This is a genomic window from Pseudomonas marginalis, from assembly GCF_001645105.1.
In the GTDB taxonomy this organism is placed as follows: Bacteria; Pseudomonadota; Gammaproteobacteria; order Pseudomonadales; family Pseudomonadaceae; genus Aquipseudomonas; species Aquipseudomonas petroselini.
The window spans coordinates 321,255-347,873 of record NZ_LKEG01000026.1 but is presented as its reverse complement, the minus strand read 5'-3'; the positions used below and the strand labels follow the sequence as shown (position 1 = coordinate 347,873).

The window sequence follows — 26,619 nt, the reverse complement described above, 5'->3', positions numbered from 1 at the left end:
AAGGGAGGAACGCAATGAGTCTGGAAACCTGGCTGCTGTTCAGCGGCGCTGCGCTGGTAGTGATCCTGATCCCGGGACCGTTGTCATTGCTGATGATCAGCAACAGTTTGAATTTCGGTCTGCGCCGCTCCTACCCGGCATTTCTCGGTGGCGTGTCTGCCTCGATCTGCCTGTTGAGCGCATCGGCATTAGGCCTGGGCGCCCTGCTGCTGGCGTCGGAACACCTGTTCAGCGCGTTGAAAATTGTCGGCGCGGCCTACCTGTTTTATCTCGCCTGGCAGAGTTGGCAGCAATCGCGCCAACCGGCCCAAGGTGCCGTGGTACCGCAGGCCGTTGCTACGCCGCGCTTTCGCACGCTGTTTGGCCGCGCCTTTATATTGGGCGCCAGCAACCCCAAGGACATCCTGTTTTTTGCCGCCTTCCTGCCGCAGTTCCTCAGTGCCCAGCAGGCGTTTGTGCCACAGCTGTTGATCATGATCGCCACGTGGACCGTACTCGACCTGCTGTGCAAGCTGGCCTACGGCCTCGGCGCCCATGGCGCAGCGCAGTACCTGCGCAGCGGCAAGGGACAACGCTGGTTCAACCGCATCAGCGCAGGGTTGTTCAGTGGTGCGGGCGCGGCGTCACTGCTCAGTCGCTGATCGTTACCTAGTCCGTCACCTTGATCATGAACACCGTGAAGTAACCCGCGCTGCGGTTGTGCTGTATGCCCACCAGCATTTTGACCAGGCGTTTGTCCTTCATGGCTTGCTTGACGGGTTCGTACAGCCCCTTCTTGCTGGCAGGGCTATGGGTCAGGGTTCGTCGAAACCAGGTGTCGGACAACTGCAGCACATCCGTGGACTGGATATTCAGGCTGCTCGACTCCGTCCAGCGCGTCATCATGAAGTACACATTGCTGGATTTGGGATGGGTGCAGATAAAGTTGTACTGGTTGCCCATCTTGCGTTTCTCCACTGCCGTGACGGTAAAACCCTGGCGCTCAAGCACTTGCCTGACGGCCTTGCGCACGGTCAAGTTTTTGGTGCGCGTGCTCGCGGTGCCTTTTGGGCCAGACAGTGCAGGAGGCAGTCGAAAAGGCACGATGAAGTCCACGCGGGCAAACCCCATCCCAGTGCTTTCAGTGGCGATGTTGATGCTCGCTCGCTTCTCCAGTCGCAGCGGCTTTAGCATCCTTAACAGGTCATCCGTCTGCCCCAGAACGCGGGGCACCGGCGGCAGCCAATCATCGAGGGTCGCGCGAATATTGAGCAGGCGCGTGGCGGTCATTGAGTTCCCCGTATCGGCCAGTTCTACCAGACGATGGGCTACGGCGTACTGACTCGAGCGGGTCAAGCCAGGAAAAGCCGTAGCCACCGACTCGACCAAGGGCCCAACGAACAGCGGTTGACGCGGCGTCCACAGGCCGTCGGCCCCCAAGGTAAAAGGAATGGGCTGGGAAGCCAGGTCATCGCTGAGCCAGTGGACCAGTTCGTCATAAGGCCCTTCTCCCATGCGTACGCTACGCCTCACGAAAACCAGATCGTCCGGTCCCTTCGCGCCTGCGGGGAGGATCTCGTAATATTTGTTGCCCAACAGCAGTGCGTCGTAAGGTCGGGGGCCAGGCATACGGTACAAGCGCTTGGAAGCGGATATCGCCTGCGGTGGCTCGGCCGGTACTTCCTGCCCCCAGCCCTGCCAGGCATGATCCGCCAGCACGGCGCGGTCCCGATAACCGGTGCGGGGAGGCGCCTGCGGTGCCGACCAGCCGGTGTTCCCCTCCGTTGTATCCCAAGGCCTCCACCGCCCGGAGCTGGGACCGGGCGTCGGTTCCGGGGCGTCGGCCCCCAGTAGCCACTCGGAGGGTTCTTGAATGCGCAGCACCAGTTCGTTCTCACCGGCGGCCTTAGTGTTTTTCATGCGCAGGTCGCGCTCCCCTGGGCGACGATAAACGGCGTAGCGCTCTGCACCGTCGACCACAAACTGTTCGCCGCCTTTCACATAACTGCCCTTGCTGTGGCCACGAAGGGCAATCGCACCGTCGACGGTGGTCGAGGTGCTATAGCCGTCAAGGCCCTTGAGCGAACGCGCGCCGGGCGACGAACGCAAATAAAAGTCGCCGCCATGTGCCATTCGCTGCTGGCGATGCAACTGCTTGAGGGCCTGGCGCAGGGTCGCGGTGCTGAGGCCACGACTGCCCCGCGCCAGGATGCCGGGGCTTAAGGTCATGAGCGCTTCGACCACGGCCATGTGGACACTCGACACCAGGTCGAACACTGCATGTGGCGAGGCGCGTTGATACACCCGCCTGGCAGCCAGCAATACTTCGTACACCTTGACACCCAGGCCCACCCCCGGCACGTAGGACAACAGCCCGCGCCGCCTGGCGTCGACCTGTTCACCCAAGCGCCATTCGCGATAGGCCTGCAACTCTTCACGGGAGTTGGACTCACTGCGCGCCTGGCGCTGGACACCGAGTACCCGAGCATGGGCCACCATGGCCAACAGGTGATAGCCGTTGCTGAGGGTAATCCCCAACCACTGACGCGGTGCTGCGGCCTGTTGCTCACTGATTTCGGCTTCGATCTCCGTCAAGGCTTTGGCCGGCTGTACGCGCCAGGTCATGAACCATCGCCGCACAGCCTTTGCGATGCCCGGCCAACCGTTGCTTGCAAACCCGTGGATGACCCTCAACCAGCTCAATGGTTCGGCAACACGGTGCAGGACTTCCGGGTAACTGCCGAGGGCCTGAGCCTCCCAACCCGGCGCGATTTTGCGGGCAATGTCCAGACAGATGTCCGGTTCAGCCGCAAGGTCGATCAGTGCCTGACGAGCTCGCGCCAGGTTCAGATGCTCGGTTAACGCCGGGTGCCCTGTTGCCTCGGGCCAATACACCAGGCACCGGCCATCGACTTGATCGAGGATCAGCACAATGCCGGCCACATGTCGCGGCTGGGGTAACGTCAACGCCTCCAGCCGAACGCAACACAACTGAACCCGATGACCGTTACGTTCCAGGTCAGACACCGAGCGGGCGCTCAGCGCAACGTCAAACAGGCTTTGCGCACGGGCACTCAACCCCGCGTTGACGGCACTGAACAGCTCCCATCGCGCCGCCAACCGAAACGCCCGTAACAGGACCGCCCGCAGGCCAGTCGAACCCTCGCCATCGCCATAAAACGCCTGACTGATCTGGTGGTCGTACTGCCCGCCCAGGTCCAGGGCCGAAATCGTTTCAAGCAAATAGTCAGGGGTCAGGCGAGTCTTCCAGGCGGGTTCCAGGTAACGCGCATGGCGCAACCTCTGTCGTGTCCAGGGCGCCTCGGCATCCAGGTTGCTCAGGGCCAGTTGTAACAGGCTGAACTGGCTGCGTTGCTGGCTGACCACCGTCTTGATCCCCGACCCGCCCGCCGGGCGTTGTGGGTGGCCTTCCCAGTGGGTGCTGACATCATCGGGCAACTCCAGCATCGGTTGGTCGATGTTCACCTCGGGATAAAAACCATCGGCGGTCAACTGCGCGATCAGCGCTTGGCGAGCAAACGTCGCCAGCGCCGGCAAATGGTGCAACAGGCCGCGCTCGAGGACCTGGCGCGCACTCAGGGCCTGGGTTTGCAGCCGTCCATATTGCCTGCGTTGGGCCACTGCGGCCTGGGCCATCCAGGCGGGCAAACGCTTGACCTGCGCCGCCGCCAGGCGCAAGACCTCGACATTGGCCAACGCCTGGTCCCGCGTATCGTTGGGTGGGATCTGCAAGCTGCTGGCCGCTTCATCGGCCAACAGCATTTTGGCCAAAAATGTGTCACTGACTTCGCGAAAAATTTGCTCGCCTTTTTCCACGCTCACCCGCAGTTGATTGAAGCCTTCGAGCTGCTCACGAATCGCCAGCATCAGCGCGTGCCCTTCAATCACCGACCAGGTCACCGTCAACGGCTGGTCGGTCGCCAAGGCTTTGACTTCAGCCATGGCCCGTGCGCGCTTCGGACGGTGAACGCTGCGCCACAGGGGTGAGCCGTCCGCGTCTTTAAGACTGGCGTCCAGCGCGGCAGACAGTTGCTCCAGTGAATTGAACCCTTGAAGCCCACCGTGGATACCCGGCAAATAAAACAGCACCGGCTCTTGGCGAATCGGCCGCGCCACAGCCTCGGCAGTGGTGATGACCCATGCTCCGAGCAAGCGATGGCCGCTGCCAATCGAGACACCCAGCCACCGCGTTGTACTGCGTGCATCGGCGGTGGCTGGTTTTTTTTCCAGGGCTTCAAGCCCGACCTTCAGATGGCGGGGCCCGATCAGCTTCAACTGGTGTTGCAGGCGCACCTCGGCATCCAACGCCGTATGGCATGCTTTCAGCAGTTGCGAAGCCCGTGAACGCTGGCCTGCGGGGCTATATTTCCAGTATTCGAGGTCTGCCAGGCGCGAGTCAGAGACCAGCGTTTGCGCAGCGGCAAAGGCCTCCTGCCACTGCCGGTGCAGCGCTTGGAAGTCGCTATGCGCGGAGGTCTCATGGTTCAGGTCCGTGGGGTCCAACAGCCCCGACAGCGCTTTCTCATAGCGCAGCAGCTTGGCTTCGCGGGTTTTGATCGCCAGGTCCGAATCCAGGCTGGCAAAATCGATGTGCTGCAACCGACGTAGCCGGTCCCACTCCAGCATTTGCTCCAACGCAGCGTGAAGGTCCGGTCGTGGCTGGATCCACTGCTTGCGCTCCTGCTCAACCCGCTGCAAGCGCTGGATAATACTCCCCTCGCTGCCGCGTGCCGCGTCGCGAGGAAACACCAGGACCAAGTTGATCTGCCGGACACAATCGCGCTCATTTTCCCACTGGATGCGCACCACGCTATCGGCGCTGTGGTGCAGTGCGTTATCCGTCAGCGGTTGCGGGGGCTGGACGGTGAGAGGAACGGCATCCTGTGAGACAACGTCCGGTAATTCGTGTCGACGACTCAGGGGCAAACGTGGCCACACGGCCTCCAAATGCCGATTGATCAACCTCGGCAGTTGCTCTTGCAAGCTGATCAAGGAGCCAAATTCGTGAAACACCTGGGCCAACCCCGGCAGAACAATCACCTGCCGCTGATGGCTGCGCCCCTCGTCCTGATAGATATGCAAGGCGCCGCCCAACAGCACGCGGACCGCTCCCTTGGCCGGCCAAAATAGCGGTGAAACCTGCAAACCGCCCCAAAACCCACCCGCCTGCTGCCGCGCCGCCAAGGTGGGCGCGTCGAGGATGCCCTGCACCATCTCCACGCCATGATCCGACAGCTCCAACACGCCGTGAGCCAGCAACGCCTGGTCGGCTAACCACTCGCTGTAGACCTCACGCCAACGTGCCTGGCGTGACAGCCAGGAGTCGCCCGCCAATCCCGTCCAGTAATCCGCCTGGGCCTCATCAAGCTGCGCGTGGTCCCACTCTCCAAGAGCGTCCAACAAGGCCGCCTGGGACCTGTCATCCAGCGTACACGGGGCCACGCCATCATCATCGGGCTCCGACGCCAGCAACCTCAGGCTCGCCTCGATCAAGTCCGGCAGTGAGCATACCTGGCTCTCCTGCATCGGCACTTTGCCCGGCAGGGTTTCAAGGTTCACGCCGAAGGCCTTTTGTAATGCCACGCGCGTAATCCGGCGAATGCGTGGGGCACGGCTCAGTAAGGTGTTCAGGCGTTTGGTCGATGCCCGGGCTCGCAGGCTGGCGGCGTGCAGCTCGTTGATCGTGCGGCTGGGCGAAGCGCTGGAATTGATTCGGCGGGTCAAGCCGTCCTTGATAGGGTCATCGTCGACACGTCCTGCCTGAGAGTCGGGTACCTCGCTCATCTTCGCCTCCGTTGCTCTGAAAAACACGAGGCTACGCAGATCGACGACTGCTCCCGATGTACATAAATAACCTTGGCCTAATAAAAATATCGCGGGCGCTCTCCCTGTTCATATGCCAGGGGAACCTTAGAAAGCGCCCTTGCCGGATCGCCCTCCTTGAACAGCACTCGAAAAAAAGCCCGCAGTGTGGGCGGGCCAAAACCAACGAAGTCAGTGGTGTACGTTAGTCAGCTACCGCGGTAAGTCGAATAGCTGTAGGGCGAAATCAGCAGCGGGACGTGATAGTGGTCCTGCTCGGCGCTGATGCCGAACCGCAGGACCACCACATCAAGAAACGCAGGCTCCGGCAATTGCACGCCTCGAGCGCGGTAGTAGTCGCCCGCACTGAACTGCAGCTGATAGACACCGCTGCGGTAGTCATCACCTTGCAGCAGGGGGGCATCGCAGCGGCCGTCGCTGTTGGTCTGTGCGGTGGCAACCAGTTCCAGCTGCGCGCCTTCGACGCGATACAGCTCGACCTTGATTGCGCTGCCGGGGCAGCCGTGTGCGGCGTCCAAAACGTGTGTGGTCAAACGTCCCATGGCGTCTGTGCGCCTCCCGTGGTCAGTAATAGAGGAAACCGCACTCTTTCAGGGCATCAAAAAAGCCGGCGATGAACGATTAAGACACTTTTCAAAAAACTTGTACACAATAAATTTAACAAACACCCGGTCCCCGTGAGTGGCGGCCTGGGTGGCGACAATGGTGCACCTGCTATACCCAGTTAGAATGCTTGCCGGTAAGCTGACGCCTACAGGTGGGCGTCTACCAAAAAGATTTTAGGCTTTAGCTGACCAGTCAGGCAGGTTTCTTGCAGTAACTGAAACGCATGCCATTCGGAAAAAATGCAGAAATGCAGGCTTACAAACTGAGCAATAAGTTGTATACAATCACTCATCGCTACTTCGACGAACAAGAAGGAAGACTGCAGTGAGCGCTGACTACCCACGCGACCTGATCGGTTACGGCAGTAACCCTCCTCACCCTCATTGGCCGGGCAAGGCGCGCATTGCGCTGTCTTTCGTACTCAACTACGAAGAGGGCGGCGAGCGCAATATTTTGCACGGAGACAAGGAATCCGAAGCCTTCCTCTCGGAAATGGTCTCGGCCCAGCCGCTGCAAGGCGCGCGCAACATGAGCATGGAGTCGCTGTACGAATACGGCAGCCGTGCCGGCGTATGGCGCATCCTCAAGCTGTTCAAAGCATTCGATATCCCGCTGACCATCTTCGCCGTGGCCATGGCCGCCCAGCGTCACCCGGATGTGATCCGCGCGATGGTCGAGGCCGGCCACGAAATCTGCAGCCACGGCTACCGCTGGATCGACTACCAGTACATGGACGAGGCCCAGGAGCGCGAGCATATGCTCGAAGCCATCCGCATCCTCACCGAACTGACCGGCGAACGCCCGCTGGGCTGGTACACCGGGCGCACCGGCCCCAACACCCGACGCTTGGTGATGGAGGAAGGCGGCTTCCTCTACGATTGCGACACCTACGACGACGACCTGCCCTACTGGGAACCCAACAACCCCACCGGCAAGCCGCACCTGGTGATCCCCTACACCCTGGACACCAATGACATGCGCTTCACCCAGGTGCAAGGTTTCAACAAGGGCGATGACTTTTTCGAGTACCTCAAGGACGCGTTCGACGTGCTCTACGCCGAAGGCGCCGAAGCGCCGAAGATGCTGTCCATCGGCCTGCATTGCCGCCTGATCGGCCGCCCTGCCCGCCTGGCCGCCTTGAAGCGTTTTATCGAATACGCCAAGGGCCATGAACAGGTGTGGTTCACCCGCCGCGTCGACATTGCCCGTCACTGGCACGCGACCCATCCGTACACGGGAGCAGCGAAATGACTGCATTCCAAACGCTGAAACCGTCGACCCTGAGCCGCGACACCTTCGTCCAGGCCTTCGCCGACATCTACGAACATTCGCCATGGGTGGCCGAAAAGGCCTTCGACCTGGGCCAGGACGCGTCGATCGACCAGATCGAAACCCTGCACCAGCGCATGAGCGACATCCTGTTGAGCGCTGATCATGCAAGCCAGCTGGCCTTGATCAATGCTCACCCGGACCTGGCCGGTAAAGCCGCCGTCCAGGGCCAGCTTACCGTGGCCAGTACTGGAGAACAGGCTGGCGCCGGTATACACCAATGCACGGCCGAAGAGTTCTCGCGCTTCACCGAGCTGAATGATGCCTACAAGGCCAAGTTCAAGTTTCCCTTCATCATGGCGGTAAAAGGCAGCAACCGGCATCAGATCCTCGCCGCGTTCGAAACGCGCATCCACAACGCGGTGGACACCGAGTTCAAGTGCGCGCTGGACGAGATCAACAAGATCGCGTTGTTCCGCTTACTGACCCTCTAAACGACCATCCCCAGCCACTTTATCTAAGGCAGACAAGAAGAATGAAAGCTTACGCCGCACCTTTCGAGAAGTTCGTCAACCTGGCCGACGCCCGCCTGGGCACCAAGATCATCTCTGTCACCGATGACTGGTTCGCCGACGCCAACCGCCTGTTCCAGCCGACCCCGGCCGTGTGGAAGGAGGGCGTTTTCGATGACAACGGCAAGTGGATGGACGGCTGGGAGTCGCGCCGCAAGCGCTTCGAAGGCTACGACAGCGCGGTGATCCGCCTGGGCGTACCGGGCTCGATCAAGGGCGTGGACATCGACACTTCATTCTTCACCGGCAACTACCCGCCGTCGGCCTCCCTGGAAGCCTGCTTCCTGGCCTCGGGCGAGCCTGACGAAACCACCCAGTGGGTGGAAGTGCTGTCGGCCGTAGAGCTGCAAGGCAACAGCCACCACTACCACGAGATCAACAACGACCAGGCGTTCAGCCACCTGCGCTTCAACATCTACCCGGATGGCGGCGTCGCGCGTCTGCGTGTGTACGGCGTGCCGTTCCGCGACTGGTCCTCGGTGGGCGACAACGAACAGGTCGACCTGGCTGCCGCACTCAACGGTGGGCGTGCCCTGGCGTGCTCCGACGAACACTTCGGGCGCATGAGCAACATCCTCAACCCAGGTCGTGGCGTCAACATGGGCGACGGCTGGGAAACCGCGCGTCGTCGTACACCGGGCAATGACTGGGTGATCGTCGCCCTGGGCCACCCGGGCGAGATCGAGAAGATCATCGTCGACACCCTGCACTTCAAGGGCAACTACCCGGACACCTGCTCGATCCAGGGCGCGTTCGTGAAGGGCGGCACCGACAGCCAGATCGAAACCCAATCGCTGTTCTGGCGCGAACTGCTGCCGGCGCAGAAGCTGGAAATGCACGCCGAACACACCTTCGCCGAGCAGATCAAGGCGCTGGGGCCGATTACCCACATCCGCCTGAACGTGTTCCCGGATGGTGGCGTGAGTCGCCTGCGCGTCCTCGGTAAAGTTTCGAAGTAATCGGTGAACCCTGTAGTGAGCGGGCTTGCCCCGCGCTGGGTGGCGAAGCCGCCCCAATCCAGCCACCGCATTCTGTCAGACAGAACTCAGGCGCCTGGTTTTAGGGCGGCTTCGCCACCCAGCGCGGGGCAAGCCCGCTCACCACACAAGCCCCCTCACCACCAGCAGTAATGCCAACAACACAGAATCCGGATAAGAAGACAGCCATGCGCACACTGATGATCGAACCCCTGACCAAAGAAGCCTTCGCCCCTTTCGGAGACGTTATCGAAACCGACGGCAGCGATCACTTCATGATCAACAACGGGTCGACCATGCGCTTTCACAAACTGGCAACGGTCGAAACCGCCAAGCCGGAAGACAACGCCATCATCAGCATCTTCCGCGCCGACGCGCTAGATATGCCATTGACCGTGTGCATGCTGGAGAGACACCCGCTGGGCAGCCAAGCTTTCATTCCGCTGCTCGGCAACCCTTTTCTGATCGTGGTCGCGCCACTTGGCGATGCACCTGTATCGGGCTTGGTCCGCGCCTTCGTCACCAACGGCAGGCAGGGCATTAATTACCATCGCGGCGTCTGGCACCACCCGGTGCTGACGATCGAAAAGCGGGATGACTTCCTGGTGGTTGATCGCAGTGGCACAGGCAATAACTGCGATGAGCATTTTTTTGAAGAGGATGAGCGGTTGATCCTCGCCCCCCACCAATAAGAGAAGGCCGGATCACCCGACAACAAGGGTGACAGGCGAGAGGTAAAGACTGTGGAAGCACATTTGATGGAATGGCTGAACCTGAGCGTGCGCTGGGTTCACATGATCACGGGCGTCGCGTGGATCGGCGCTTCTTTCTACTTCGTCTGGCTGGAAAACAACCTTAATCGCGTCAACCCCAAGAGCGGCCTGGCCGGTGACTTGTGGGCAATTCACGGTGGCGGTATCTACCACCTGGAAAAATACAAACTGGCCCCACCGACCATGCCGGACAATCTGCACTGGTTCAAATGGGAAGCCTATTTCACCTGGATGTCCGGGATAGCGCTGCTGTGTGTGGTGTTCTACTGGAACCCCACGTTGTACCTGCTGGCACCGGGCAGCAGCCTCAGTGGTCCGGAAGGCGTATTGCTGGGCATTGGCTCATTGTTCGCCGGCTGGTTCATCTACTCCTTCCTCTGCGACTCGGCCCTGGGCAAGCGCCCTGCCCTGCTCGGTTTCATCCTGTTCGTGCTGTTGATTGCCGCCGCGTACGGCTTCAGCAAAGTGTTCAGTGGCCGTGGCGCCTACCTGCACGTGGGTGCGGTGATCGGCACCATCATGGTCGGCAACGTGTTCCGCATCATCATGCCGGCGCAACGCGCACTGGTCGCGGCGATTGCCGAGAACCGCACGCCGGACCCGGCGCTGCCGGCCAAAGGCCTGCTGCGTTCGCGACACAACAACTACTTCACCTTGCCGGTGCTGTTCATCATGATCAGCAACCACTTCCCGAGCACCTACGGCAGCCAATACAACTGGCTGATCCTGGCCGGTATCGCGGTGGCGGCGGTGTTGGTGCGGCACTACTTCAACACGCGGCATAACAGCCAGAAGTATGCGTGGACCTTGCCGGTAGGCGCCTTGGCGATGATTTGCCTGGCGTACGTGACCGGGCCGAAACCGGTGTCGACGACCCCGGAAGTGGCCAAGGCGCCGGCGGCCATCGAGTATCAGCCGTTGCCGGAAACGGCGTTGGGCGGAGGTTTGAAACCCGCCGCGCCCGCTGCGCCTGCCGAACCGGCTGCTGCCCCTGCGGCACCAGCCCAGGCGACGATTGATTTCGACAAGGTCCATGGCGTGATCCAGGAACGCTGCGCCGTATGCCATTCGGCCAAGCCGACCAGCCCGTTGTTCAGCACCGCACCGGCCGGCGTGATGTTCGACACCCCGGCGCAGATCCAACAGCAGGCCGCGCGTATTCAAGCGCAGGCCGTGGCGAGCCAGATCATGCCGCTGGGCAACATCACCCAGATGACCCAGCAGGAGCGGGATCTGATCGGCACCTGGATCAACCAGGGAGCGCGCACCAACTGACAGGCTGGCGCAGATCCAAATGTGGGAGGGGGCTTGCCCCCGATGGCAGCGTGTCATTCAACGCATCAGTGACTGAACAACTGCAATCGGGGGCAAGCCACCTCCCACAAGGGTCTCCGGTGTTTTGAAGATTGAGTTCCACCCGGCAATTGAATGCCGAACAACACAACAATAAAAAGATCCGAGGTGTTGCATGACCGAGTTAGTCGAACCGCAGATTCCTGCCGCGCCCGCCATGGTGCGGCTGCCCCTCTTGCAACTGATTCTGGTAGGCCTGCAACACGTCTTGCTGATGTACGGCGGCGCCGTCGCCGTGCCCCTGATTATTGGCCAGGCCGTCGGCCTGAGTCGTGAAGAAATCGCCTTTCTGATCAACGCCGACCTGCTGGTGGCCGGCATCGCCACCCTGGTGCAGTCGTTCGGCATCGGTCCGGTGGGCATTCGCATGCCGGTGATGATGGGCGCCAGTTTTGCCGCCGTCGGCAGCATGGTCGCCATGGCCGGCATGCCGGGTATCGGCTTGCAGGGGATCTTCGGCGCAACCATCGCCGCCGGGTTCTTTGGCCTGTTGATCGCGCCGTTCATGTCCAAGGTCGTACGCTTTTTCCCACCGTTGGTGACCGGCACGGTGATCACTGCGATCGGCCTGTCGCTGTTTCCGGTGGCCGTGAACTGGGCCGGTGGCGGCAGTGCCGCTGCGACGTTTGGCTCACCCATCTACCTGGCAATTGCCGCGTTGGTACTGGCCACCATCCTGCTGATCAACCGCTTCATGCGCGGATTCTGGGTGAATATCTCGGTGCTGATCGGCATGGGCCTGGGCTACGCCTTGTGCGGGGCTATCGGCATGGTCGACCTGAGCGGCCTGGCCCAAGCGCCGTGGGTGCAAGTGGTGACGCCGCTGCACTTCGGCATGCCCAAGTTCGAGTTGGCGCCGATCCTGTCGATGTGCCTGGTGGTGGTGATCATCTTTGTCGAGTCCACTGGGATGTTCCTCGCATTGGGCAAAATCACCGGCCAGGACGTCACGCCAAAGATGCTCCGTCGCGGCCTGCTGTGTGATGCCGGTGCGTCGTTCTTTGCCGGCTTCTTCAATACCTTCACCCACTCCTCGTTCGCCCAGAACATCGGCCTGGTGCAGATGACCGGCGTGCGTTGCCGCTCGGTGACGATGATGGCCGGCGCATTTCTGATCGTACTCAGCCTGCTGCCCAAGGCCGCCTACCTGGTGGCATCGATTCCACCGGCGGTACTGGGGGGCGCGGCGATTGCCATGTTCGGGATGGTGGCGGCCACTGGGATCAAGATCCTCCAGGAAGCCGACATCGCCGACCGTCGCAACCAATTGTTAGTGGCGGTGAGCATCGGCATGGGCCTGATCCCAGTGGTGCGCCCGGAGTTCTTCGCGCAGCTGCCGCTGTGGATGAGCCCGATTACCCACAGCGGCATCGCCATGGCCACCCTCAGCGCGTTGTCGCTGAATATCCTGTTCAACATTCTCGGCGGCGCTGAACGACCTGCCGTTGCTCACACGCATTGATTCCTTTGTTAGTAAAACAATAACAAGACAGGGAACACTCACATGCACACCCTTCACCTGGGGCCGGCCACAAGCCGTGCCCCATTCTCGCCCCACGCGCGCTGTTACAGCGCACTTGAGCCCAAGCTTTGGAGCCAGTATTCTCCGCGCCCGCTCGAATCAACTCAAAAAAAAACAGCGAATGTAAAAGCTGACTGCAAGGCCAACTTATCCCGGCCTTATGTCTGCGGCCAACGTGCGCAAACGTCCTCTGAATTCGACTGCATCCGATGCAGCCGACGGGGATTTTTTGGCTTTTTAAACACCTTGGCGCAGCTCTTGCTAAAAGCACTAAAGCTGACCAAACAGACGATTTTTGCAGCGAAGCCAAAGGCGCCACACCAGAGCGCCTGCGTAGAAGAAAAACCATAAAACTTTAACTCGGGAGCAACCGAATGAAACCTATGTTCCAAGGCCTGATGCTGGCGGGATCCCTGCTGGCCGGTGGCCAAGCCGTGGCCGGTGACCTGTTGCAGTGGCAGAACAACAGCCTGACTTACCTGTGGGGCAAGAGCTTTACCGTCAACCCGCAGATCCAGCAAACCGTCACGTTCGAACATGCCGATGCCTGGAAGTATGGCGACAACTTCCTCTTTGTCGACCGCATCTTTTACAACGGCAAGGAAGACGGCAACGTCGGCCCAAGTACGTATTACGGCGAAATCAGCCCGCGGCTATCATTCGGCAAAATCCTGGACAAAGACTTGTCCTTCGGCCCGATCAAAGATGTGCTGCTGGCACTGACTTACGAGTTCGGCGAAGGCGATAACGAGTCGTATCTGGTCGGCCCCGGCTTTGACTTGAACATCCCCGGTTTCGATTACTTCCAGTTGAACTTCTACCAGCGCCAGACCGAAGGCAATCGCCCGGGTGACGGCGTTTGGCAGATCACCCCGGTCTGGTCGTACACGATTCCGGTCGGCAACTCCGATGTGCTGATCGATGGTTTCATGGACTGGGTGACGGACAACGACAAGAACGCCCGTGGCACTTACCACGCCAACCTGCACTTCAACCCACAGGTCAAATATGACCTGGGTAAAGCGCTGCATTGGGGCGACAAGCAGTTGTATGTGGGCTTTGAGTACGACTACTGGAAGAACAAGTACGGGATCGAAGATTCCGGCGCGTTCAAGACCAACCAGGACACAGCGAGTTTCCTGGTCAAGTACCACTTCTGACAGAACACTGCAGATCTAATGCGGGAGGGGGCTTGCCTCCTCCCACATTTAGTCCTGTTTCAAACCGAGGAACCGAGTGATTTCTTCGCGCTTGGCCAACGCATCCCGCCGCCCCAGCTCAATCAACTCACTGCAATACCCCGCCTCGAACAACAAGTAACTCAACACCCCCGCCCCACTCGTCTTGGTCGCCCCCGGCCCGCGCAAAAACAACCGCAACGCCGCCGGCAATTCCTGGCGATGCCGTGCCGCGATTTCGTCGATGGGCTGACTGGGCGCAATCACCAGCACTTCCACCGCCGCCACCCCAGGCGCGGCATGGCTGAACTGGTTCAAGCGCTCCAGCAATTCGATATCGCTTTCCAGGCTATCAATGAACGTACTGTTGAGCATGTGCCCACCGATCTGCGCCAGGGTCGGTTCCTGGCCGGTGTAGGTGCGTAGCGTCACCGGCTCAATGCCACGCGGGTTGCCACTGACCCCCACCACCAGCACGCGACTGGCCCCCAGGTGCAAGGCCGGGCTGATCGGCGCCGACTGCCGCACGGCGCCATCGCCGAAATACTCCTGGTCGAGTTTCACCGGGGCAAACAGCAAAGGGATCGCCGAGCTGGCCAGCAGGTGCTCCACCGTCAGTTGGGTCGGCACGCCGATGCGGCGGTGGCGCAACCAGGCGTCAATGGTGCCGCCGCCCTGGTAGAAGGTCACCGCTTGCCCGGACTCATAACCGAAGGCCGTCACCGCCACTGCGTGCAAGTGTTTGTGGCGGATAGCCTCGTCGATGCCGTCGAGGTTCAGGCGCTCCTGCAACAGGTCGCGCAGCGGCGAGCTGTTGAGCAGCGCCACCGGCACCTGAGCGCCGATGCCCAGCAGGCTGTGGATGAAAAAGCGGCCCGCCTGGCGAATCACCCCCGGCCAATCGCTGCGCAGCACCAGATGGCTGCGAAAGCCCTGCCAGAACGCGGTCAGGCGTTGGATGGCCGCGGTAAAGTCCATGGCGCCACTGGCCAGGGTCACAGCATTGATCGCGCCAGCCGAGGTGCCGACGATCACCGGGAAAGGATTGGGTGCTCCCGGCGGCAACAGCTCGGCAATGGCCGCCAATACCCCTACCTGATACGCCGCTCGCGCCCCGCCGCCGGAAAGAATCAAGCCAGTAACCGGTTCAGCTGGGCGCATTGCGTCACTCCATGTAGGGAAAGGTCTGTCTTTGTGGCGAGGGAGCTTGCTCCCGTTGGACTGCGCAGCAGTCCTGATCTTCTTGCGCCTAACGCTGGGGCCGCTTCGCGACCCAACGGGAGCAAGCTCCCTCGCCACACGTGCAGTACTTATCCATCTTAATCAGCGGCGTTTTTCGTACAGCTTGGCTTCACCCCGTGGCCGGCTTTTGAAGCGGCGGTGAGTCCACAGGTATTGCTCGGGGCATTCACGTACCGAAGCTTCGACCCACTGGTTGATACGCAGGCAGTCGACTTCGTCGCTTTCACCGGGGAAATCGGTCAACGGCGGGTGGATCACCAGGCGGTAGCCGCTGCCATCAGCCAAGCGCTCCTGGGTGAACGGCACCACCAGCGCCTTGCCCAGGCGGGCGAACTTGCTGGTGGCGGTCACGGTCGCCGCCTGGATGCCGAACAGCGGCACGAAGATACTTTGCTTGGCGCCGTAGTCCTGGTCCGGTGCGTACCAGATGGCGCGGCCGGCGCGCAGCAGCTTGAGCATGCCACGCACGTCTTCACGCTCCACGGCCAGGGAATCGAGGTTGTGACGCTCGCGGCCACGGCGCTGGACAAAGTCGAACAGCGGGTTGCCGTGCTCGCGGTACATGCCATCAATGGTGTGCTTCTGCCCCAACAGCGCTGCGCCGATTTCCAGGGTGGTGAAGTGCAGCGCCATGAGGATCACGCCCTTGCCGTCCAATTGAGCCTGCTTGAGGTGTTCCAGGCCTTCGACGTGGGCCAGGCGCGCCAAGCGCTGACGTGACCACCACCAGCTCATGGCCATTTCAAAGAACGCGATGCCGGTGGAGGCAAAGTTTTCCTTGAGCAACCGTTTACGCTCTTTGGCGGATTTTTCCGGAAAGCACAGTTCCAGGTTGCGCGCGGCGATGCGGCGACGTTCGCCGGCCACGCGGTACATGCCGGCACCCAGCAGGCGACCAATGGTCAGCAGGGCGCGGTACGGCAGTTGGGTAACCAGCCACAGCAGGCCGAGCCCCAGCCATAACAGCCAAAAACGCGGGTGAAAAAATACAGCTCGAAAACGCGGGCGATCCATTACAGATTCCGGTAAAGACAAGGGCCGCGCATTCTACAACGGTTCGACTCGGCTTGCGGCGGGTGAGTGTTCTCGTTATAAGTCTCGACACTTTTCGTGACAAGCCGCTTTTGCCGACCATGAGCCAAACCGAACCGCTAGACCAAGATCCCGTGTTCCAGCTGAAAGGCAGCATGCTCGCCATCACCGTGCTGGAACTTGCCCGCAACGACCTCGACGCCCTGGACCGCCAGCTCGCCGCCAAGGTCGCCCTGGCGCCGAATTTCTTCAACAACGCCCCGCTGGTGCTGGCCTTGGACAAACTGCCCGCCGGCCAAGGGGTGATCGACTTGCCTGGGCTGATGCGCGTGTGCCGCTCCCATGGCCTGCGTACCCTGGCCATCCGCGCCAGTCGAATTGAAGACATTGCCGCCGCCATCGCCATTGAACTGCCAGTACTGCCACCGTCCGGCGCGCGTGAGCGACCTCTTGAACCATTGGTCGGTGAAGAGAAGAAAAAACCGGAAAAACCACCCGAGCCCACGATCAAGCCGACAAAGATCATCACCTCGCCCGTACGTGGTGGGCAGCAGATTTATGCCCAGGGTGGCGACCTTGTCGTGATCTCCTCGGTCAGCCCGGGGGCGGAACTTCTTGCCGATGGCAACATCCATGTATACGGCCCAATGCGCGGACGTGCCCTCGCCGGCATCAAGGGTGATACCAAGGCCCGTATTTTTTGCCAGCAGTTGACCGCTGAGCTAGTGTCCATCGCGGGCCAGTACAAGGTTTCAGAAGATTTGCGTCGCGACCCGCTGTGGGGGGCTTCGGTGCAGGTCAACCTGTCGGGCGATGTGTTGAACATCATCCGTCTTTAACGGATACTGCCGCATTTTCCAAGCATCTCTAGACTCTGATAGCACAGCGAAACCGGCAAGACTTGCGTAGGAATAATTGAAAGTGGCGTTTTTCCTCGGGAAACCCCATCTTTTTCCTACAAAGACTGTCCGCCTGCAGCGAGTTTCAAGAGATGTTTTTCAGGGACTCAAAAGTCCTTTTTCCTTAGGGGTGAAACACCTTGGCCAAGATTCTCGTGGTTACATCCGGCAAGGGTGGTGTGGGTAAGACCACCACCAGCGCCGCTATCGGTACCGGTCTCGCTCTGCGCGGCCACAAGACAGTTATCGTCGACTTCGACGTCGGCTTGCGTAACCTCGACCTGATCATGGGCTGCGAACGCCGCGTGGTGTATGACTTCGTCAACGTGGTCAACGGTGAAGCCAACCTGCAACAGGCCCTGATCAAGGACAAGCGCCTTGAGAACCTGTACGTATTGGCCGCCAGCCAGACCCGTGACAAAGACGCGCTGACCAAAGAAGGCGTAGGCAAAGTCCTGGCTGAGCTGAAGGAAACCTTCGAATACGTCGTCTGCGACTCCCCGGCCGGTATCGAAACCGGTGCTCACCTGGCGATGTACTTCGCCGATGAAGCCATTGTGGTGACCAACCCGGAAGTCTCCTCGGTACGTGACTCGGACCGCATGCTCGGCCTGCTGGCCAGCAAGTCCCAGCGCGCCGAAAAAGGCGAAGACCCGATCAAGGAGCACCTGCTGCTCACCCGCTACAACCCTGAGCGCGTCAGCAACGGCGAAATGCTGGGCGTTGAAGACGTGAAGGACATCCTCGCCGTGACCCTGCTGGGTGTGATCCCGGAATCCCAGGCCGTCCTGAAGGCTTCCAACCAAGGCGTTCCAGTCATTCTTGACGACCAGAGCGACGCCGGCCAGGCGTACAGCGATGCGGTTGATCGCTTGCTGGGCAAGACCGTGGAACATCGCTTCCTCGATGTTAAGAAGAAGGGATTCTTCGAGCGTATCTTTGGAGGCAACTAAACAATGAAATTTCTCGACTTCTTTCGCGCCAACAAAAAGCCAAGTACCGCGTCGGTAGCGAAAGAGCGTCTACAGATCATCGTGGCGCACGAACGCGGCCAACGCAGCACGCCGGACTACCTGCCAGCCTTGCAGAAGGAACTGGTCGAGGTGATCCGCAAGTACGTCAATATCGGCAACGATGACGTGCATGTCGCCCTGGAAAATGACGGCAGCTGCTCGATTCTGGAACTCAATATCACCCTGCCTGATCGTTGATCGAACAGGCGGCCGCCACGGCGGCTCGTTCACCCTGATCCCTTTTTGCGGACCGGGTGGGCGAGCCGCCGTTGGCGTTTGTTACGAGGCTGTTTAATGCCGCTGTCCAACATCCATATCCTCTATCAGGACGCTGCCGTCCTGGTGGTGAACAAGCCCACCCTGCTGCTCTCGGTGCCTGGCCGCGCCGACGACAACAAGGACTGCCTGATCACCCGCCTGCAGGAGAACGGCTACCCCGAAGCCCGCATCGTCCATCGACTGGACTGGGAAACCTCGGGCATCATCCTGCTGGCGCGGGACGCCGATACGCATCGCGAACTGTCCCGCCAGTTTCACGACCGAGAAACCGAAAAGGCCTACACCGCCCTGGCCTGGGGCCAGCCGGAACTGGACAGCGGCAGCATCGACCTGCCCCTGCGCTACGACCCGCCCACCAAGCCACGCCACGTGGTCGACCATGAGTTCGGCAAGCATGCACTGACCTTCTGGAAGGTGCTGGAACGCTGTGGTGACTGGTGCCGCGTCGAGCTGACGCCGATCACCGGGCGCTCGCACCAGCTGCGCGTGCACATGCTGTCCATCGGTCATCCGCTGTTGGGTGATGGCCTGTATGCCCATGAACAGGCCCTGGCTGCGTGGCCGCGCCTGTGCCTGCATGCGAGCATGCTGAGCTTCACTCACCCGCAAAGCGGCGAGCGCCTGCGCTTCGAGTGCCCAGCGCCATTTTAAAGCGGTTGTGGGAGGGGGCTTTTCCCCTCCCACATTTGTTCTGTGCACTTCTCACCCTCGAACGGTAAACTCCGCGCATTGCTGTCTGGAGCTATTTATGCGCGAAGCGTTGAATCAAGGCCTGATCGACTTCCTCAAGGCCTCCCCTACTCCTTTTCATGCCACTGCTGCCCTGGCCCAGCGCCTGGAAGCGGCCGGCTATCAGCGTCTCGACGAGCGCGAGACCTGGACCACCGAGGCCAACGGGCGCTATTACGTGACCCGTAACGACTCCTCGATCATCGCCTTCAAGCTCGGCCGCCACTCGCCGCTGCAAGGCGGTATCCGCCTGGTCGGCGCCCACACCGACAGCCCGTGCCTGCGCGTCAAGCCGCAGCCGGAGCTGCAGCGCCAGGGTTTCTGGCAGTTGGGCGTGGAAGTCTACGGCGGCGCGCTGCTGGCACCGTGGTTCGACCGCGACCTGTCCCTGGCCGGCCGCGTGACGTTCCGCCGCGACGGCAAGGTCGAGAGCCAACTGATCGACTTCAAATTGCCCATCGCCATCATCCCCAACCTGGCCATTCACCTGAACCGTGAAGCCAACCAGGGCTGGGCGATCAATGCCCAGACCGAGCTGCCGCCGATCCTCGCGCAGTTTGCCGGTGATGAGCGCGTGGACTTCCGCGCCGTGCTCACCGATCAACTGGCGCGTGAGCATGGGCTGAACGCCGACGTGGTGCTCGACTATGAGTTGAGCTTCTACGACACCCAAAGCGCTGCGGTCATCGGCCTGAACGGCGACTTCATCGCCGGCGCGCGCCTGGATAACCTGCTGTCGTGCTATGCCGGCCTACAAGCTTTGCTCACCAGCGAGACCGATGAAACCTGCGTGCTGGTCTGCAACGACCACGAAGAGGTGGGCTCCTGCTCAGCCTGCGGTGCCGATGGCCCAATGCTCGAACAGACCCTGCGCCGTCTGCTGCCGGAAGGTGATGAGTTCGTACGTACCATTCAGAAATCCCTGTTGGTGTCTGCGGACAACGCCCACGGCGTGCACCCGAACTACGCCGAGAAGCACGACGCCAACCACGGCCCCAAGCTCAACGCCGGCCCGGTGATCAAGGTCAACAGCAACCAGCGCTACGCCACCAACAGCGAAACCGCCGGGTTCTTCCGCCACCTGTGCATGGCCCAGGAAGTACCGGTGCAGAGCTTCGTGGTGCGCAGCGACATGGGCTGCGGCTCGACCATCGGCCCGATCACCGCCAGCCACCTGGGCGTGCGCACCGTGGATATCGGCCTGCCGACATTTGCCATGCACTCCATTCGCGAGCTGTGCGGCAGCCATGACTTGGCGCATTTGGTGAAAGTGCTGGGCGCGTTCTACGCGAGCCACGACCTGCCCTGATAATGTGGGCTGACTCGGTCAAAAATGTGGGAGGGGGCTTGCCCCCTTCCACATTAGATCTGCGTACACCTGACCTGCATCACCTGCACTTTCTGCAATCCGACCTAGACTTGTCAGTATTCCCACTCCGACAAGGCCGTCGCACCATGATCTCCATGTCCTCCTTCCACGCCATGCTTATCCCGATTCTGATCGGCATGATCCTGTTGGCTGTAGGCTTCAACTTTCGTGACAAGCCTGTCGGCGTGTTCGGCATGTGGGTCGGCATGCTGCTGATCCTGGGCACCGTGGTGTACAAGATCCTCGCCAAACTGGCCGAATGACGATTGCACTCGTACACTCGCTCAACCCGTCGTTTTCAAGGTTGACCGCCTCGTGCTTTCCCGTCTGTTTGCCCTGCCCTGCTATTGCCTGATTGCCCTGCTCACCCTGCTGCCGCTCACGCCTGCCCAAGCCGTGGGCCTGCCCGGCCTATTGGGTAACAACAGCAAAACCCAGCCCCAGGCCGACGTGCCGCTGGGGCAGTCGTTGGACGAGGTGATCAAGACCCTGGAAAACGACCAGCAGCGCACTCAGTTGCTGAGCGACCTGAAAAAGCTGCGCGCCGCCACGCAAAAAGCCCAGCCCGCCGCCGAGCAAGGCGTACTGGGGCTCATCGGCAGTACGCTGTCGGGCTTTGAGCAGCAGTTCTCCGGCGAAGACAGCCCGGTGGGGCGTTGGTCCAACGAAGTCGACCTGGCCAAGGAAGAACTCAGTGCGCTGATGCTGCCGGCCAACGAATGGCTGCCGATCATTTTCGGGTTTGCCCTGATCCTGGCGGTGTGGAGCCTGCTCGCCGCCGCGCTGATCTGGCTCAGCCACCGTGTCCGCGAACGCTTCGGCCTGCCCGAAGAATTGCCGCAACACCCACGCACCTGGGACATGGTGCGCTTCGCGCTGCGCAAGCTCGGCCCATGGCTGATCGCCCTGGTGATCACGGTCTACCTGAGCTACGCCCTGCCCTCGTCCCTGGGCAAATCCCTGGCGATGGTCTTGGCCTACGCGCTGGTGGTCGGTACCTGCTTCTCTGCCATCTGCGTGATTGCCTTTTCGGTGCTCGACGGCCCCCATCGCCATCGCGCGCTGTACATCCTGCGTCACCAGGCGTTCCGCCCCCTGTGGTGGATCGGCAGCTTTGCCGCCTTCGGTGAGGCCTTGAGCGACCCGCGTCTCGTCCTGGCTCTGGGCCAGCACCTGTCACACACCGCCGCGACGATCGCCAATGTGATGGCAGCGCTGTCGACCGGTGTGTTTATCCTGCGTTTCCGCCGGCCCATCGCCCACCTGATCCGCAACCAGCCGCTGTCCCGTCGCCTGACCCGCAGGGCCCTCAGCGACACCATCGAAATCATCGGCTCCTTTTGGTACATCCCCGCATTGCTGCTGGTGGGCATTTCGCTGTTCGCCACCTTTGTCTCTGCCGGCGATACCAGCACCGCCTTGCGCCAGTCTCTGTTGTGCACCGTGTTGCTGGTGCTGTGCATGGTCATCAACGGCCTGGTCCGTCGTCACGCCCTCAAGCCGCAACGCGGGCATAAGCGCCACGCGCTGTACTCCGAGCGCCTGAAAAGCTTCGTCTACACCCTGGCCCACCTGGTGGTGTGGCTGGTGTTTATCGAGTTGGGCCTGCGGGTGTGGGGCCTGTCGCTGATTCGCTTTACCGAAGGCGACGGCCATGAAATCAGCGTCAAGCTGTTCGGCCTGGGCGGCACCTTGCTGTTCGCCTGGCTGATCTGGATCCTCAGCGACACGGCGATCCACCACGCCCTCACCCGCTCGCGCAAAGGCCTGGCCAACGCACGAGCGCAGACCATGATGCCGTTGATCCGCAACGTGCTGTTCGTGACCATCTTTATCATCGCCGCGATTGTCGCCCTGGCGAACATGGGCATGAATGTCACGCCACTGTTGGCGGGTGCCGGTGTGATCGGCCTGGCCATTGGTTTCGGCGCGCAGTCGCTGGTGGCGGACTTGATCACCGGCCTGTTCATCATCATCGAAGACTCCCTGGCCATCGATGACTACGTGGATGTGGGCGGCCACCTGGGCACCGTAGAAGGCTTGACCATCCGCACCGTGCGCCTGCGCGACATCGACGGCATCGTGCACACCATCCCGTTCAGCGAAATCAAGAGCATCAAGAACTACTCGCGGGAGTTCGGCTACGCGATCTTCCGGGTGGCGATCCCCTACAACATGGAAATTGACGATGCCATCAAGCTGATGCGCGATGTCGGTCAGAAAATGCGCAACGACCCGCTGCAACGCCGCAATATCTGGTCGCCGCTGGAGATACAGGGGGTCGAAAGTTTCGAGTCGGGCAGCGCGATCCTGCGCGCACGGTTCAAGACCGCGCCGATCAAGCAATGGGAAGTGTCGCGGGCGTTCAACCTGTCGCTCAAGCGTCATCTGGACGAAGCCGGGCTGGACCTGGCCACGCCGCGCTTGAGTGTGCAGGTGGTGACCGCCGGCACGGTGCAGGAGAAAGATCAACAACAATAAACTCAGGAGAGGTCCTTATGCGTTTAACCGGTCTGACACACACGTGGGTTTTCGGCGCGCTGTGCGGCGTTGCCAGCAGTGCCGTGATTGCCGCCAGCAGCGGCCAGGACAGTGCCCGGGAGGAAATCGCCGCCCAGGCAAAAGCGCTTGAACCGGCGTTGCTGGAAACCCGACGCGACCTTCACGCCCACCCTGAACTGGGCAACACTGAAAACCGTACGGCCGAGTTGGTCGCCAAACAACTGCGCGACCTCGGCCTTGAGGTCAAGACCGGCGTAGCCCGCACCGGTGTGGTCGCCGTGCTGAAAGGCGCCCTGCCCGGCCCGACCGTGGCCCTGCGTGCCGACATGGATGCGCTACCGGTGAAGGAAGTCGCCGACCTACCCTTCGCCTCCAACGCCAAGGGCACCTACCTGGGCAAGGAAGTCGACGTGATGCACGCCTGCGGGCACGACGCCCATGTCGCCATCCTGCTGAGCACGGCGAAGATCCTGACCGGCATGCGCGAGCGCCTGCCCGGCACCGTGGTGTTCTACTTCCAACCGGCCGAGGAAGGCCCGAGTGATTTCATTCCCGACGGCAAAAATACCTGGGGCGCCAAAATGATGGTGCAGGAAGGCGTGATGAAAGCGCCCAAGCCGGACGCGGTATTCGGCCTGCATGTGTGGGCCGGTGTGCCCGCCGGCCAGATTGCCTACCGCCCGGGACCGACCCTGGCCAGCTCGGATGATTTGCGTATCAAGATCCTCGGCAAACAGACCCACGCCGGTCGCCCTTGGGACGGCATCGACCCGATCACCGTGGGTGCGCAGACCATCGTTGGCTTGCAGACCGTGGTCAGCCGCCGCACCGACATTTCCTCGTTCCCTTCGGTGGTGAGCATTGGCACCATCAACGGTGGCACGCGCTACAACATCATCCCTGAGTCGGTGGACATGACCGGCACCATTCGCTCCTATGACTACGGTATCCGTCAGAAGCTGCACGCGGACGTACGGCAGACCGTGGAAAAAATCGCCGAAAGCGGTGGCGCCAAGGCCGAAGTCACCATCATCGAGAAGTACGACCCCACCATCAACAACCCGGCATTGACCGAGAAAATGCTGCCGAGCCTGCGCTGGGCGGCCAAGGATGACGTGGTGCAGGGCCCACTGGTGGGCGGCGCGGAAGACTTCTCGTTTTATGCCAAGGAGGCGCCGGGGCTGTTTGTGTTCCTGGGGGTGACACCGAGGGATCAGGACATGAGCAAGGCAGCGCCGAACCACAATCCGGGGTTCTTTGTGGATGAGTCGGCGTTGGTGGTGGGGGTGAGGACGTTGGCGTCGTTGGCGACGGATTACCTCTACACCCAGTAACCGCTGAAATGCGTTCTTGCGGTTAACAGGGTCATTGTAGTGAGCGAGCTTGCTCGCGCTGGAGTGCGAAGCGCTCCCGGCTTCTTTGGGGCTGCTGCGCAGCCCAGCGCGGGACAAGCCCGCTCACCACAGTAAGCGCACCCTCTTCAACCCAGCGCGGCGCCGTCCATCTTCTGGCGCAGGCTCAACGGACGCATATCGGTCCAGACCTCTTCGATGTACGCCAGGCACTCTTTCTTCATGCCGCTCTTGCCCACGGTGCGCCAGCCTTCCGGCACAGCCTTGTAGTCGGGCCAGATGGAATACTGTTCTTCATGGTTGACCACTACCTGAAACAGGATGTCGTCGCGGTCAAATACTGAGGTCATTGCTGTTCTCCATCGCTGAAAGGCTGGCTGCGCAACGCGCGCAGCACTGATACCTGTAGAAACGTACCACGTTGCAAAAAAATTAGAGGCTGGCAACCGCCGCCGCCAACGCACGTCCGAAGATATCCGCCACGCGGTCCACTTCGGTGGCGGTGATCACCAACGGCGGCAGGAAACGCACGACGCTGCCATGACGGCCGCCCAGTTCCAAGATCAGCCCGCGCTTGAGGCATTCGCGCTGCACCAGCGGCGCCAATTGGCGATGCACGGGCGGGTGGCCCTGGATGTCGGGCGGGCCATTGGGGTCAACCAGTTCCACGCCGAGCATCAGCCCACGGCCGCGGATATCCCCCAGGTGCGGGAAGTCGCGCTGCAGGATGCGCAGGTGTTCACCCAGGCGCTCGCCCATGGCCGCCGCGTGGCCGGCCAGGTCGTGGTCCTTGAGGTAGCGCATCACCGCCGAACCCGCCGCCATCGCCATCTGGTTGCCACGGAAGGTCCCAGCGTGTGCGCCCGGCAGCCAAGTGTCGAGCCAGTCGCGGTACACCACCACCGCCAACGGCAGGCTGCCGCCGATGGCCTTGGACATCACCACCACATCCGGGATGATGCCGGCGTGTTCGAAGGCAAACATCTTGCCGGTGCGACCGAAACCGCTCTGGATCTCATCGACGATCAATGCCACACCTGCCTGTTCGGTGATACGGCGCAGACCGCGCAGCCAGTCCAGGTCAGCCGGAATCACACCGCCCTCGCCCTGCACCACTTCGACAATCACCGCCGCCGGCAGCAAAACGCCAGCCTCTGGGTCATTCAGCAGGTTTTCCAGGTAGTGCAGGTTGACCCGCACCCCTTCCGCGCCGCCCAAGCCGAACGGGCAACGGTAGTCGTAGGGGTACGGCAAGAATTGCACGCCATTGCTGAGCAACGCGCCCAAGGGTTTCTTCGGCCCCAGGCTGCCCATCAGGCTCAAGGCGCCCTGGCTCATGCCGTGGTAACCGCCCTGGAAGGACAACACTGTGCTACGCCCGGTGGCGGTGCGCACCAGCTTCAACGCGGCTTCCACCGCATCGGTGCCGGTGGGGCCACAGAACTGGATTTTCGCTTCGCGCGCCAACGCTGGCGGCAACAGGCCGAACAAGTCCTGCACGAACTGATCCTTGACCGGCGTAGTCAGGTCCAGCGTGTGCAACGGCAGTTCATCGGCCAGCACTTGCTGGATCGCCTCGATCACCACCGGGTGGTTATGCCCCAACGCGAGGGTGCCGGCGCCGGCCAGGCAGTCGATGAAACTGCGGCCCTCCACGTCTTCCACGTAAATCCCCTTGGCGCGCTTGAGCGCCAAGGGAATGCGCCGAGGGTAGCTGCGGGCGTTGGACTCCTGCTGGCGCTGACGGGCGAGCAGCGGGTTTTCGTCAAACTGGTAGAGCGTTTCATGCACCTGGGCGTCTTCGATACGGCTGGTAGCGACTGACATTTCTCGATCCCTCAATACGCTGATGATGGTGACCAAACTGCCGATCCGCTGGCGTCTGGCCCAAGAGGGCATGCGCACGGATTTCCTGTTCTGGAAACGCACCAGCAGGGGAGGGATTTAGTCACCACCGATCTTTAACTGATGGATGAGGAGCCAAGTGTGGGAATGGGCTTGCTCGCGAAGGCGGCGTGCCAGTCACCCCACATATTGACTGAACCACCGCCTTCGCGAGCAAGCCCGCTCCCACATTTGACCGAGATCAACAGCAAGAACCCGGTCGGCTCTAAGGCCGCCGCGCTTTG

23 protein-coding genes are annotated in these 26,619 nt (G+C 61.3%); 17 read left to right on the top strand and 6 right to left on the bottom strand.

Translation table 11 applies throughout. The features are described from left to right. Positions 1–14: 14 nt before the first annotated feature. A complete protein-coding gene (locus AO064_RS06525; protein WP_064052761.1) occupies positions 15–641 on the top strand; it encodes a LysE family translocator in 627 nt (208 codons plus the stop codon). Between the two features lie 7 nt (positions 642–648). Here the strand turns inward: AO064_RS06525 and AO064_RS06520 are convergent, their stop codons facing one another. Next, a complete protein-coding gene (locus AO064_RS06520) occupies positions 649–5,784 on the bottom strand; it encodes a dermonecrotic toxin domain-containing protein (protein ID WP_244159493.1) in 5,136 nt (1,711 codons plus the stop codon). Between the two features lie 227 nt (positions 5,785–6,011). Then, a complete protein-coding gene (gene uraH / locus AO064_RS06515; protein ID WP_015885122.1) occupies positions 6,012–6,365 on the bottom strand; it encodes a hydroxyisourate hydrolase in 354 nt (117 codons plus the stop codon). A gap of 388 nt (positions 6,366–6,753) precedes the next feature. Between uraH and puuE the strand changes: the two genes are divergently transcribed. The 8 genes from puuE to AO064_RS06480 all read left to right on the top strand — a co-directional run bounded on the left by puuE (position 6,754) and on the right by AO064_RS06480 (position 14,055). Further along, positions 6,754–7,680 carry an allantoinase PuuE gene (gene puuE / locus AO064_RS06510; protein WP_064052759.1) on the top strand — a complete coding sequence of 309 codons (927 nt, stop codon included), beginning with the start codon at positions 6,754–6,756 and terminating at the stop codon, positions 7,678–7,680. After that, positions 7,677–8,192 (top strand): 2-oxo-4-hydroxy-4-carboxy-5-ureidoimidazoline decarboxylase, encoded by a 516-nt coding sequence (gene uraD, locus AO064_RS06505; RefSeq protein WP_064052758.1) that lies wholly within the window; start codon positions 7,677–7,679, stop codon positions 8,190–8,192. The genes puuE and uraD overlap by 4 nt, the downstream gene beginning before the upstream one ends. A 41-nt stretch (positions 8,193–8,233) precedes the next feature. After that, positions 8,234–9,229, top strand: a complete 996-nt coding sequence (gene alc / locus AO064_RS06500; RefSeq protein WP_015885125.1) for an allantoicase — start codon at positions 8,234–8,236, stop codon at positions 9,227–9,229. A 206-nt stretch (positions 9,230–9,435) separates the two neighbouring features. Next, positions 9,436–9,939, top strand: coding sequence for an ureidoglycolate lyase (locus AO064_RS06495; protein WP_015885126.1), 504 nt, complete (start codon positions 9,436–9,438; stop codon positions 9,937–9,939). A 51-nt stretch (positions 9,940–9,990) separates the two neighbouring features. After that, entirely contained in the window at positions 9,991–11,295 is a 1,305-nt protein-coding gene (locus AO064_RS06490) for a urate hydroxylase PuuD (RefSeq protein ID WP_064052757.1), read from the top strand. A 193-nt stretch (positions 11,296–11,488) separates the two neighbouring features. After that, entirely contained in the window at positions 11,489–12,835 is a 1,347-nt protein-coding gene (locus tag AO064_RS06485; RefSeq protein ID WP_064052756.1) for a nucleobase:cation symporter-2 family protein, read from the top strand. A 42-nt stretch (positions 12,836–12,877) separates the two neighbouring features. Next, positions 12,878–13,246: a hypothetical protein gene (locus AO064_RS30640; protein WP_139237980.1), complete on the top strand. Its 369-nt coding sequence runs from the start codon at positions 12,878–12,880 to the stop codon at positions 13,244–13,246. Between the two features lie 23 nt (positions 13,247–13,269). Next, positions 13,270–14,055: an outer membrane protein OmpK gene (locus AO064_RS06480; protein ID WP_046036057.1), complete on the top strand. Its 786-nt coding sequence runs from the start codon at positions 13,270–13,272 to the stop codon at positions 14,053–14,055. Between the two features lie 48 nt (positions 14,056–14,103). Here AO064_RS06480 and AO064_RS06475 read toward each other — a convergent pair whose 3' ends face one another. Both AO064_RS06475 and AO064_RS06470 read right to left on the bottom strand, forming a co-directional pair. Next, positions 14,104–15,234, bottom strand: coding sequence for a patatin-like phospholipase family protein (locus AO064_RS06475; protein WP_064052755.1), 1,131 nt, complete (start codon positions 15,232–15,234; stop codon positions 14,104–14,106). Between the two features lie 162 nt (positions 15,235–15,396). Then, positions 15,397–16,329 (bottom strand): lipid A biosynthesis lauroyl acyltransferase, encoded by a 933-nt coding sequence (locus AO064_RS06470; protein ID WP_064052754.1) that lies wholly within the window; start codon positions 16,327–16,329, stop codon positions 15,397–15,399. 119 nt (positions 16,330–16,448) lie between these two features. Here AO064_RS06470 and minC point away from each other — a divergent pair, with 119 nt between their 5' ends. The 8 genes from minC to AO064_RS06435 all read left to right on the top strand — a co-directional run bounded on the left by minC (position 16,449) and on the right by AO064_RS06435 (position 24,472). Next, positions 16,449–17,186 carry a septum site-determining protein MinC gene (gene minC / locus AO064_RS06465; protein WP_015885132.1) on the top strand — a complete coding sequence of 246 codons (738 nt, stop codon included), beginning with the start codon at positions 16,449–16,451 and terminating at the stop codon, positions 17,184–17,186. Positions 17,187–17,386: 200 nt separating this feature from the next. Next, positions 17,387–18,199, top strand: a complete 813-nt coding sequence (gene minD, locus AO064_RS06460; RefSeq protein ID WP_017737535.1) for a septum site-determining protein MinD — start codon at positions 17,387–17,389, stop codon at positions 18,197–18,199. Positions 18,200–18,202: 3 nt separating this feature from the next. Then, positions 18,203–18,457, top strand: a complete 255-nt coding sequence (minE, locus tag AO064_RS06455; protein WP_003175252.1) for a cell division topological specificity factor MinE — start codon at positions 18,203–18,205, stop codon at positions 18,455–18,457. Between the two features lie 96 nt (positions 18,458–18,553). Continuing rightward, a complete protein-coding gene (locus tag AO064_RS06450) occupies positions 18,554–19,189 on the top strand; it encodes an RluA family pseudouridine synthase (RefSeq protein ID WP_015885133.1) in 636 nt (211 codons plus the stop codon). A 97-nt stretch (positions 19,190–19,286) separates the two neighbouring features. Beyond that, the gene (locus AO064_RS06445; RefSeq protein WP_046036055.1) at positions 19,287–20,576 is read left to right on the top strand and encodes a M18 family aminopeptidase; all 1,290 of its coding nucleotides are present in this window, start codon (positions 19,287–19,289) and stop codon (positions 20,574–20,576) included. A gap of 146 nt (positions 20,577–20,722) precedes the next feature. After that, positions 20,723–20,899 carry a hypothetical protein gene (locus tag AO064_RS30870; RefSeq protein ID WP_015885135.1) on the top strand — a complete coding sequence of 59 codons (177 nt, stop codon included), beginning with the start codon at positions 20,723–20,725 and terminating at the stop codon, positions 20,897–20,899. Between the two features lie 52 nt (positions 20,900–20,951). After that, positions 20,952–23,117, top strand: coding sequence for a mechanosensitive ion channel family protein (locus AO064_RS06440; RefSeq protein WP_015885136.1), 2,166 nt, complete (start codon positions 20,952–20,954; stop codon positions 23,115–23,117). Positions 23,118–23,134: 17 nt separating this feature from the next. Further along, on the top strand, positions 23,135–24,472 hold the full coding sequence (locus AO064_RS06435; protein ID WP_064052753.1) for an amidohydrolase: 1,338 nt from the start codon (positions 23,135–23,137) through the stop codon (positions 24,470–24,472). Positions 24,473–24,618: 146 nt separating this feature from the next. On the opposite strand, the gene AO064_RS06430 is transcribed toward AO064_RS06435, so the two are convergent. After that, positions 24,619–24,840 (bottom strand): MbtH family protein, encoded by a 222-nt coding sequence (locus AO064_RS06430; protein ID WP_015885138.1) that lies wholly within the window; start codon positions 24,838–24,840, stop codon positions 24,619–24,621. An 82-nt stretch (positions 24,841–24,922) separates the two neighbouring features. Next, complete coding sequence (locus AO064_RS06425; protein ID WP_015885139.1) at positions 24,923–26,317, bottom strand: aspartate aminotransferase family protein; 1,395 nt, start codon at positions 26,315–26,317, stop codon at positions 24,923–24,925. Positions 26,318–26,619 lie beyond the last annotated feature (302 nt).

Excerpts from the sequence above, each read along its gene's own strand:
- AO064_RS06525 (WP_064052761.1), top strand. The coding sequence starts at position 15 with ATGAGTCTGGAAACCTGGCTGCTGTTCAGCGGCGCTGCGCTGGTAGTG.
- AO064_RS06520 (WP_244159493.1), bottom strand. The coding sequence starts at position 5,784 with ATGAGCGAGGTACCCGACTCTCAGGCAGGACGTGTCGACGATGACCCT.
- uraH (WP_015885122.1), bottom strand. The coding sequence starts at position 6,365 with ATGGGACGTTTGACCACACACGTTTTGGACGCCGCACACGGCTGCCCC.
- uraD (WP_064052758.1), top strand. The coding sequence starts at position 7,677 with ATGACTGCATTCCAAACGCTGAAACCGTCGACCCTGAGCCGCGACACC.
- alc (WP_015885125.1), top strand. The coding sequence starts at position 8,234 with ATGAAAGCTTACGCCGCACCTTTCGAGAAGTTCGTCAACCTGGCCGAC.
- AO064_RS06495 (WP_015885126.1), top strand. The coding sequence starts at position 9,436 with ATGCGCACACTGATGATCGAACCCCTGACCAAAGAAGCCTTCGCCCCT.
- AO064_RS06485 (WP_064052756.1), top strand. The coding sequence starts at position 11,489 with ATGACCGAGTTAGTCGAACCGCAGATTCCTGCCGCGCCCGCCATGGTG.
- AO064_RS30640 (WP_139237980.1), top strand. The coding sequence starts at position 12,878 with ATGCACACCCTTCACCTGGGGCCGGCCACAAGCCGTGCCCCATTCTCG.
- AO064_RS06480 (WP_046036057.1), top strand. The coding sequence starts at position 13,270 with ATGAAACCTATGTTCCAAGGCCTGATGCTGGCGGGATCCCTGCTGGCC.
- AO064_RS06475 (WP_064052755.1), bottom strand. The coding sequence starts at position 15,234 with ATGCGCCCAGCTGAACCGGTTACTGGCTTGATTCTTTCCGGCGGCGGG.
- AO064_RS06470 (WP_064052754.1), bottom strand. The coding sequence starts at position 16,329 with ATGGATCGCCCGCGTTTTCGAGCTGTATTTTTTCACCCGCGTTTTTGG.
- minC (WP_015885132.1), top strand. The coding sequence starts at position 16,449 with ATGAGCCAAACCGAACCGCTAGACCAAGATCCCGTGTTCCAGCTGAAA.
- minE (WP_003175252.1), top strand. The coding sequence starts at position 18,203 with ATGAAATTTCTCGACTTCTTTCGCGCCAACAAAAAGCCAAGTACCGCG.
- AO064_RS06450 (WP_015885133.1), top strand. The coding sequence starts at position 18,554 with ATGCCGCTGTCCAACATCCATATCCTCTATCAGGACGCTGCCGTCCTG.
- AO064_RS06445 (WP_046036055.1), top strand. The coding sequence starts at position 19,287 with ATGCGCGAAGCGTTGAATCAAGGCCTGATCGACTTCCTCAAGGCCTCC.
- AO064_RS30870 (WP_015885135.1), top strand. The coding sequence starts at position 20,723 with ATGATCTCCATGTCCTCCTTCCACGCCATGCTTATCCCGATTCTGATC.
- AO064_RS06435 (WP_064052753.1), top strand. The coding sequence starts at position 23,135 with ATGCGTTTAACCGGTCTGACACACACGTGGGTTTTCGGCGCGCTGTGC.
- AO064_RS06430 (WP_015885138.1), bottom strand. The coding sequence starts at position 24,840 with ATGACCTCAGTATTTGACCGCGACGACATCCTGTTTCAGGTAGTGGTC.
- AO064_RS06425 (WP_015885139.1), bottom strand. The coding sequence starts at position 26,317 with ATGTCAGTCGCTACCAGCCGTATCGAAGACGCCCAGGTGCATGAAACG.